Here is a 6,470-nt window from a genome sequence, read left to right on the forward strand (position 1 = left end):
GGAAGAACGAAAACCCCGAAACACGGAAGAACGAAAACCCCGAAACACGGAAGAACGAAAACCCCGAAACACGGAAGAACGAAAACCCCGAAACACGGAAGAACGAAAACCCCGAAACACGGAAGAACGAAAACCCAAAATCCGAATCAACTAAAAGTCGAATCCAAAAGAAATGTAGGTGCGCTGTTTGCCAAAGCGTTGACCGTTGTGGGGCCATGCAAAATCTAACCGCACGGGATATCCTAGCAATATGGTGCGCACGCCAAAGCCCATACTGGCAACCATATCGTCAAATACGCGATCCCCTTCCTCGTCTGTTCTCAAAAAATTGAGGGGGTTATCGAGGCCACGCCCCCCCCAAACGGCGCCAACATCTACAAAAGCAGAACCTTCAACGTTGTAAAACGGAAGCAACGGGATTGGGCCGGGCAGCAAGGCAGCTACGAGCGGGAAGCGCAACTCAGCGTTGAGCAGTCCAAAGTTTGTCCCGCTTCTTGCATTGATATGGTAGCCTCGCAGCGGCACAATGGGGGTGGCCAGGATAAAGTCTGAAATATCTTCGATCGGGAAACCGTTGTCTTCATCAAATTCCCGGTTCACCCAGTTCTGCACGCCGGCTGTGTAAAACAGCTGCTGCGTGGGGCCGAGCGACGTGGCACCCGAGGCCCGCAAGGCAAGCGTATAGCGTCCACGCCCCAAATCAATGTAACGCCGTACATCGCCAAGCAGCGTGACGAACCGCACCTGCCCCTCCGAGAAACTGAAGGGGCTGCCGGCAATACTGAGCGCATACCGAGAGCCGCTCACCGGATACATAAAGCCCGGCGTGGTTACATCCCGCGTGAACGTAACTGACGGATAGAGCAGCGTACGCGTAATGGCCGGGTCGCTCGGCTCAATGATGTCGGCCTGGCTTACTCCTATCACAGACAGGTTGGCGTCAATACGACGAAATTTGTCCAACGGGTACGACACATTGTAGCGCAGGCCGTACTGCCGGTAGCGATAGATGGTATTGCGATTGTTATCCGGCAACAGGCGAGAAACATGGAAAGCAGACGTACTCCAATCCAGCCGGTTGGGCAGGTAGGCATACGACATCATGTAATCTGAATTGCGCAGGTCAATCAGCAGATTGGATGCCACGAGCACCTGGTGATCGCCCAGCATATCGCTGAACGTAATCTGGGTAATGCCCTGCACACCAAATAGGGCATCGTAGCCGGCAGCACCGTATACAAGATCAGGAGAGAAGCGGAGCTTGTACCGCTTGGGTTTGAAGCGACCCGACTCATCGATGTTATCTTCAATATCAAACGGATCGCGCAAGATCAGGAGGTCATCGGTAACGTCTTCAGGACGATCTGTAAATACGTAGTCGTCAAAATTGACATTCACGCTCCCGTACCGCGTACTGTCCCAGGAGGAGCGCGCAATCATCAACTCTTCCTCAGGCAATTCACTATCCGGGAGATCTGAAAGTGGTGTGGTAGAGAGCGGAGAGCGGTTGGCGAGCAGCATCAACCGATCTGCCATCAATGCGCCGCCGGCATCGGGTTGCCGCACGTAGGCAATGCCATCGGTAGCATCACGCAAGAAGGGGTTGTCGCGCTGCAGAGAGCGCGGTGCAAGTGTGATGGCCGGCGCCGGCAAAATGGTCTCCTGCATGACCCGCTGGGCCCACACATTTGGTGGCAATTCGTCGGTATCAATTTCCCGGCTGAACGGCGCGTTCATCAGGTAGATTAAGGTTTTGCCCTGCTCCATGCTTACAAGCGCAGCTTCACCCCCATCAGCAGACAGGTTCACTTGCTTGATCCCACTGAGCGAATTGGTGAGGGGTCGCACTAGTCCGGAAGTTAGCGACTTCTCGTACAGGTTAAAAATGCCATTCCGATCAGACAGGAAAAGCAGTTTGTCGGGATCACTGCCAAACCTTGCGCTCTGGTCGTCCCAAACGGTGTTGTAGGTGAGCCGGCGAGCCTCTGTGCTCTGATCCAGAGACAAAAGATAGACGTCATGCTGCCCATAGTCGTGCTCGACCATATTGAACGTAGCGGCCTGGTAAGCCCCGAGCGCTGTGTATGAACCCCTGTCGCTGTGAAAGACAATTGACTTGCCATCCGGACTCCAGCTCGGCTCATGGTCGCTAAACACATCGTTGGTGTAATTCACCGTCTCGTGCGACTCCAGGTCGAGTACAAACAAATCGCTCTGCATATCCATCGCCGCCTCAAACGCAATGCGGGAGCCATCCGGGCTCCAGGCCACCGAAATGATCTGGTCTACATCCGGGATCCGGTAATGGGTCGATGCTTCGCTATCAACATCTACAACAGCAATGGCATCTGAGGGACCACTCTTTACGGCAAGTGCAATCTGGGTACCATCAGGGCTCCACGACAAACCGGGGGTAAGAATACGCAAACTTTCATATTCGACGCTTGTCTGCCCGTCCACCAGTTTTTTAACCAATTTGCCTTCGTTGGTATCTACAATCAGCACGTCGAACAATCCATTGTTCGATGATACAAAAGCCATTCGGTCTCCCAGTGGAGAAAGGGCCGGACTGGTATTATAGAAGCCCCCGTTTTTCTCGGTGACAATTTTTCTTGAGAAGTAGGTGATATTTTCACGGGCACCCAACTCCGGGTAATAAATCTCTTTAAGCGTTTTCTGCCAGCGCTCAGATATCTCTTCGAGGCTGAGGCCTGTTGACCGTTTGAAGCTGGCTTCTACCGAATGCGTGATACGAAGTCGCTGCAAAATCTCCCCGATTTTCTCCTGGCCATATTGTTCAGCCACATAGTCCCACACACCCTGGCCGGCCTGGTAAGAAGCAAAACCGCTGATGTAGGGAATTGCCGGCACATCGTCGTGGATAATGGCGTCGCGCAACCAGTCGTCTGCATCCGAACTCCATCCTTCTGAAGCAAACTCTGCCAACCCTTCATTAAACCAATGCGGGATGCGGAGTGCAATGTTGTTCTGCAAGACCGACTGAAGCGTACCACCGTAATAAATGTCGTTAATGACTGCGTGGATCAGTTCGTGGTGCAGCGTCTGCCGGTACTGGCGGTAGTCGCCTACAAACGGGATGGCAATTCGGTTTTTGAAAGGCTCCGTAACCCCGGCAATGCCTTCCGAAAATACCGGAAGATTCACAGCGTTGGTCACGGCAAAATCGTTGTGACTCTGGTAAACAATAATCGGGATACGTTTGGAAATGCGGTGATCAAACAGGCGCTCCGCCTGGAGATACGCGTCTTCTGCAGCTTTGGCCGTGAAGTCAGCAAGGTGCTGGGCGCCCTCGTAGTAGTAAATGTCGAAGTGTTTTGATTGCAGGTAGGACCACTTGAGGTCGTCATACTGGACCTTGTTCTTCCCGAACCGGAAATACTGCGCAGACGCCGGCGCTGCTGTACAAAGCATCAGGCCGAGCAAGAGAAAAAAGGACGGTACCAGTTGTCTGCGCATAATCGACATCCAACTCAAAACGATGGAAGAAGGGATGTTAGGTTCTAGCCCGCGTACGGGGGCATGTTCCTGTGAGAAATGCAAGAGGACTATCATTGGCTGCTCGAAGAGATCCGGATTCTCCCCATCGTACGTGTTTAAAAGCAAGAACGTTACCCACAGATTATGCGATAAGCATAGCGCTGGTTTTTTAACTATTAATTTTTTAATATTTACAGGATCCAGTCACCCGCTTTATGCAAACGTCAGATGAAAATCCTGTTAGCCACGCTATTAGCCACAGTGTTCTTTATGCTCGGTTTCATTGCACAGGCCGTTGCGCAGCCCGCTGCATTAAAAACGGGCGACCTCGATCACATCAATTCCGAGGTCCTCGCTGAAACCCGACAGATTTACATCCATCTCCCAAACGGCTATCATGAGGGCAATGACAAGCAAGGTGTTGATGAGCGCAAGCAGTATCCCGTACTTCTTGTGCTAGATGCTGAATGGAATTTTCGCAAGGTTGTGGGTATCGTTGACAATCTTAGCGCCAGCGAACGCATCCCGCCCCACATCATCATAGGCATTCCCAATACGCTTCGCGCAGGCCGGCCGGCAAGAATCCAGGACCTTGCACCCTCAATGAACACAGCAGAAGATGGCGCAAGCAGCTTTCTGAGCTTTATCGCAGATGAACTAATCCCACATCTGGATCAAACATACCGCACAGAACCACACTACACCTTACTCGGGCATTCAATGGGCGGGTTGTTTACCATTTATGCGCTGTTGGAGCGACCGGAAAGCTTTGCAGCGTTTATTGCAATCAGCCCAAGTCTTGGTAGAAACAACCAGCAACAAGTGGCACGGGCATCAGCTGTTTTTGCTGAGCAAGCGAATCTGAATAAAAACCTGCACGTTGTGTTGGGAAATGAAGGCGGCAATACGCAAGCCGGTACAGAAGCACTGGTTTCAATACTGGAGCAAGCCGCGCCCGAAAAACTGAAGTGGCAATTTCACCCCATGGTATCTGAAGACCATGTGTCTGTTTTTCTCCCGGGCACCTACAAGGCCATGGAAGCTATTTTTGACGGCTGGAAAATCCCGGAAGCGTACCTGACGGACCTTGATATCAGTATCGTCGAGCGGCATTACGCAGCGCTATCAGACAAGCTAGGTTTTGATGTACCTGTGCCGGCGAGGTACTACACCGAATTCGGCTATAAGATATTGGCGACACAGGAGTACGACTATGCGCAATGGACCTTTGAGCAATACGCAGCAGCCTATCCCCACGCCGCCGGCCCGCATGTGGGAATGGGGGACGTCCAACTGATGCAAGGCGCATTTGAAGCTGCCCAGGCCGCCTACAAAGCAGCCCTTGAACGCAACGCGAACAACACACGTGCGCAGCATATGCTTGACACGCTGCTCAAACGTTGAGCTTTATCAGTCGTAAAGTAGTTACTGGTACCGGATCCAGCGAACGATATCTTTTACGCTTGGCTTCTTGCCATACATGAGGATACCCACACGATAAATGCGGCTGCTTACCCACATCGCACCGACAAACGTGGCGAGCAACAGCACAAAGGCTCCGCCTACTTGCCAGAAGGGTACCTCAGTCACGGCAACCCGCACAACCATGAGGATAGGCGAGAAAAAGGGTACCATCGAAAGCGATATTGCCAGCGTGCTATTCGGGCTTTCGACAAGAAACACAATGAACATAATCGGGATGATGATCAGCGCATAAATGGGCATCAGTAAGCCCTGGGCGTCCTGTTGCTGTTCAACGAGGGAAGAGACCGCTGCAAACAGGCTCGAATACAGCAAGTAGCCACCGAGGAAGTACAACACAAACCAGACAAACACACTCGGGTTAATGGATGGAATTGCAAAATCCATGGCGTCAATAATTTCTTCCTGCGAAGCATCTGCAGCGAGGCTAAGCGCAGCTGGATCCACAAAAGAGGCTGCGATATTGCCGGCAAAAAGAATCGTCGCCAACATAAGACCACTCCATACAATCATCTGCACAATCCCAACAGCCCCAATCCCAAGTACCTTGCCCATTAACATTTGAAATGGACGAACAGAAGAAACCATCACTTCAATAACGCGCGTTGTTTTTTCTTCCAGTACACCCTGGATCACGTATGCACCATATATAAACATGGCGGCATAAATGATGAAACCCATGATGAACCCAAGGATGGAGAAAAATGCTGCACTGTCTGCCTCGTCACCATCTTCGGAAATTTTCACGGTACGCACCGGCACCGAGGTCTCAAGCACTGCCTTTATTTCATCGGATACATCAAATTCTTCCAGGCGGTGTTCTTCCAGGGTACGCGTCAGGGCACGTTCAAGCCGAGAACCTGCAGAAAGCCCACTCCCCTCAACCGAGTAGAAACTGGCTTCTCCTTCACCATCAAGCAAAATTTCAGGGATGTAGAGGTAGCCATTATAATTACCATCAAGCACTTCCTGGCGGAGTACTTCGGGGGCTGCATCAGAAATTGTAAATGAGTACTGGTCGCTCGCGTGTCTTTTCAGCCCTTCCAAAAAAATACCCGTATCATCCAGTACAATGATACTTTTCTCATCGCTTTCGGAAGCAGCCACCCCGAGTACAGCCGGCAATACAGCAATGGCAATCAGTATAATCGGGGCCAACAGGGTGCCAATAATAAACCACTTCGACCGTACCCTGCGCAGAAACTCACTCTTAAATACAATCCAGATTTTATCCATCAGTCAATCTATCCTTGAAATTGGTAGGTACGGCCGGCTTATGCAGCAACGACGCTTTTCTGCTGCTCAACAGCAGATACAAAAATTTCATTCAGCGAAGGCTCAACACATTCAAATCGAATAATTTCATCCACGCGCTGCATGGCATATTCGAGCACAGTGCGTGAACGGGTGTTGTTCAATAGCTTGAGTTCGACACGATTGGCAGAAGCCGGCCCGATGCTAACAAGCCCTTTGTTTGCCATTTCTTGCAC

General features: G+C 51.4%; 4 protein-coding genes. 1 reads left to right on the forward strand and 3 read right to left on the reverse strand.

All coding sequences use genetic code 11. From position 1 onward, the window contains the following. Positions 1-150 precede the first annotated feature (150 nt). The gene (locus tag AAF564_25200) at positions 151-3,573 is read right to left on the reverse strand and encodes a BamA/TamA family outer membrane protein (GenBank protein MEM8488867.1); all 3,423 of its coding nucleotides are present in this window, start codon (positions 3,571-3,573) and stop codon (positions 151-153) included. 153 nt (positions 3,574-3,726) lie between these two features. On the opposite strand from AAF564_25200, the gene AAF564_25205 reads away from it, so the two are divergent. After that, complete coding sequence (locus tag AAF564_25205; GenBank protein ID MEM8488868.1) at positions 3,727-4,902, forward strand: alpha/beta fold hydrolase; 1,176 nt, start codon at positions 3,727-3,729, stop codon at positions 4,900-4,902. A gap of 21 nt (positions 4,903-4,923) precedes the next feature. Here AAF564_25205 and AAF564_25210 read toward each other — a convergent pair whose 3' ends face one another. Both AAF564_25210 and AAF564_25215 read right to left on the reverse strand, forming a co-directional pair. Beyond that, positions 4,924-6,216: an ABC transporter permease gene (locus tag AAF564_25210; protein ID MEM8488869.1), complete on the reverse strand. Its 1,293-nt coding sequence runs from the start codon at positions 6,214-6,216 to the stop codon at positions 4,924-4,926. A 38-nt stretch (positions 6,217-6,254) separates the two neighbouring features. Further along, a partial coding sequence (locus tag AAF564_25215; protein MEM8488870.1) for a DUF4162 domain-containing protein occupies positions 6,255-6,470 on the reverse strand: 216 nt, incomplete at its 5' end.

Source organism: Bacteroidota bacterium, assembly GCA_039111535.1.
Classification (GTDB): Bacteria; Bacteroidota; Rhodothermia; order Rhodothermales; family JAHQVL01; genus JBCCIM01.

Coding starts and splice junctions, on each gene's coding strand:
- AAF564_25200 (MEM8488867.1), bottom strand. CDS start 3,573: ATGATAGTCCTCTTGCATTTCTCACAGGAACATGCCCCCGTACGCGGG.
- AAF564_25205 (MEM8488868.1), top strand. CDS start 3,727: ATGAAAATCCTGTTAGCCACGCTATTAGCCACAGTGTTCTTTATGCTC.
- AAF564_25210 (MEM8488869.1), bottom strand. CDS start 6,216: ATGGATAAAATCTGGATTGTATTTAAGAGTGAGTTTCTGCGCAGGGTA.